Source organism: Kitasatospora sp. NPDC007106 (assembly GCF_040634455.1).
Taxonomy (GTDB): domain Bacteria; phylum Actinomycetota; class Actinomycetes; order Streptomycetales; family Streptomycetaceae; genus Kitasatospora; species Kitasatospora arboriphila.
Genome location: NZ_JBEYFP010000810.1, coordinates 1 through 2,573, shown reverse-complemented (window position 1 = coordinate 2,573; position 2,573 = coordinate 1). Strand labels below are relative to the sequence as shown.

Sequence of the window (2,573 nt, the reverse complement as noted above, 5' to 3'; positions counted from 1 at the left end):
GCGCTCTCGTCGGCCCAGGCCGCCCACGGGTGGCCGGTGAGGTCGTCGAGCCGCAGCGGAGCCAGCTCCTCGACCAGTTCGCGGCGCCGGGCCATCGGGAAGGAGGCGCAGACCCCGACGTGCTGCAACTGCCCGTCGCCGTCGTAGAGGCCGAGCAGCAGCGAGCCGACGATCGGTCCGCTCTTGTGCTCGCGGTAGCCGGCGAGGACGCAGTCGGCCGTCCGCTGGTGCTTGATCTTGAACAGGGTGCGCTCGCCGGCCGCGTACGGGCCGTCCAGCGGTTTGGCGACCACGCCGTCGAGTCCGGCGCCCTCGTACTGGGCGAACCAGGTCCGGGCGAGTTCGACGTCGGTCACGGCGGGCGCCAGGTGGACGGGGGCGGAGGCACCGGCCAGGGCGGACTCCAGGGCGCTGCGGCGCTCGGCGAGCGGGCGGTCGGCGAGGGCGGTGTCGTCCAGCGCCAGCAGGTCGAAGGCGACGAACGAGGCGGGGGTGCGCTCGGCGAGGGTGCGGACCCGGGAGGCCGCCGGGTGGATGCGCTCCAGCAGTTCCTCGAAGCGCAGCCGGCCCTCGCGGGCGATCACGATCTCGCCGTCGACCACGCAGCGGGCGGGCAGCTCGCGGCGGAAGGCCTCCACCAGTTCGGGGAAGTACCGGGTGAGCGTCTTGGTGGTGCGGCTGCCGATCTCGACCTCGTCGCCGTCGCGGAAGACGATCGCGCGGAAGCCGTCCCACTTGGCCTCGTACTGCATGCCGGGCGGGATCTCGGCCACCGACTTGGCGAGCATCGGCTGCACGGGCGGCATCACGGGAAGGTCCATGCTCCGATCGTCGCCGCACGTCGCACGGCCCGCGCGCCGGATGCGGGGGGCCCGCCTAGCGTGGGAGGCATGGCCTCGACAGCGGTTGAACTGGAGGTGGACGGCCGGCCGGTCCGGCTCTCCAACCCCGACAAGGTCTACTATCCGGCGCGCGGCTTCACCAAGCGGGACGTCGCCGAGTACTACCTGGCGGTCGCGCCGGGCGTGCTGCGCGGGCTGCGGAACCGGCCGACCACGCTGCAGCGGTTCCCGGACGGCGTCGAGGGCGAGTTCTTCTACCAGAAGCGGGCGCCCAAGGGCCTGCCGGAGTGGCTGCCGACCGCCCGGATCGCCTTCCCGAGCGGCCGCAGCGCCGACGAGATCTGCCCGAACGAGCCGGCCGCGGTGCTGTGGGCCGCCAACCTCGGCTGCCTGACCTTCCACCCCTGGCCGGTGCGCCGTGCCGACACCGAGCACCCGGACGAGCTGCGGATCGACCTCGACCCGCAGCCGGGCACCGACTTCCACGACGCGGTGACCGCCGCGCACGAGCTGCGCGCGCTGCTGGAGGAGCTGGGGCTGCGCGGCTGGCCGAAGACCTCCGGCGGGCGCGGGCTGCACGTCTACGTGCCGGTGGAGCCGCGCTGGACCTTCACCGACTGCCGGCACGCCGTGATCGCGCTCGGCCGGGAGCTGGAGCGCCGGATGCCCGGACGGGTGACCACCGCCTGGTGGAAGGAGGAGCGCGGCGAGCGGATCTTCGTGGACTACAACCAGATGGCCCGCGACCGGACGATCGCCTCGCCGTACTCGCTGCGGGCCCGGCCCGAGGCGACCGCCTCCACCCCGCTGCGTTGGGAGGAGATCGACAACGTCGTCCCGCAGGACTTCGACCTGCGGACGGTGCCCGCGCGGTTCGCCGAACTCGGCGACCTGCACGCCGAGATGGACGACTTCGCGTTCGCCCTGGACCCGCTGCTGGAGCTGTTCGCGCAGCAGGACGCCGTGGACCTGCCCTACCCGCCGGACCATCCGAAGATGCCGGGCGAGCCGATGCGGGTGCAGCCGAGCCGGGCGAAGAAGGGCTGAGGGCGGGGGCCCGGGCCGGGCAGGAACCTCTCGTTCGCGGTCCGGAACCGTCGGATCCGGTCGATCCGCGCCGGTTCCGAACGCCGGCCCTCCGCCGCCCCGGTGCGTGGCTACGCTCGCGCACCTGACACCGCTTCGGGAGGGGACGGCGAGATGGGCGAGACCGCGACGTGCGGCGGGTGCGCGGCCACCGAGGTACCGCGGCGGCCGTGCCCCGGCTGCGGCGACGAGGGCTGACCGGGCCCGGTGGACGCGTACGAGGAGCTGCTGGTGCTGGCCCGCGGCACCGCCCGGACGCTGCTGGCGCAGGGTGTCGCGCCGCTGTCGTTCCGGGACGACGAGGGCGCCGCGGTGGACGGCTGGGTGGTCGACCGGCTGCCCGCCTGGGACCGCGGCGGGGCGGCGGTGCGGACGCGCCGTACGGAGGTGCGCAGCAGCTGTGCGCTCGTCCTGGACGTGGACGGGCGGTTCCACCGCTACCGGGACAGCTCGCTGCGGATGCCCGCCGCCGGCGGCCGGACGGTGGTCACCCGTCGGCTGGAGCTGTCGCCGGCCAGCGCGCGGACGCTGGTCGCGCTCGGACCGGGCCGGCCCTTCGACCAGGTGACGGTGCTGCTGGAGCAGTTGCCGTGGACGGCCGTGCCGCACCGGCCCGCCGTCCGGCCGCAGCCGGTGGCCGCACCC

General features: G+C 74.7%; 3 protein-coding genes. 2 read left to right on the top strand and 1 reads right to left on the bottom strand.

The window, feature by feature from the left end; translation table 11 throughout:
* Positions 1-821, bottom strand: an 821-nt coding sequence (locus tag ABZ641_RS32680) for an ATP-dependent DNA ligase (RefSeq protein ID WP_359987725.1), incomplete at its 3' end; no start/stop codon positions are given.
* Positions 822-890: 69 nt separating this feature from the next.
* Between ABZ641_RS32680 and ligD the strand changes: the two genes are divergently transcribed.
* Entirely contained in the window at positions 891-1,889 is a 999-nt protein-coding gene (gene ligD, locus ABZ641_RS32675; protein ID WP_359987722.1) for a non-homologous end-joining DNA ligase, read from the top strand.
* Positions 1,890-2,135: 246 nt separating this feature from the next.
* A partial coding sequence (locus ABZ641_RS32670; protein ID WP_359987719.1) for a hypothetical protein occupies positions 2,136-2,573 on the top strand: 438 nt, incomplete at its 3' end.

Bases quoted from the DNA above. Each gene is read 5' to 3' on its own strand.
- ligD (WP_359987722.1), top strand. From the start codon at position 891: ATGGCCTCGACAGCGGTTGAACTGGAGGTGGACGGCCGGCCGGTCCGG.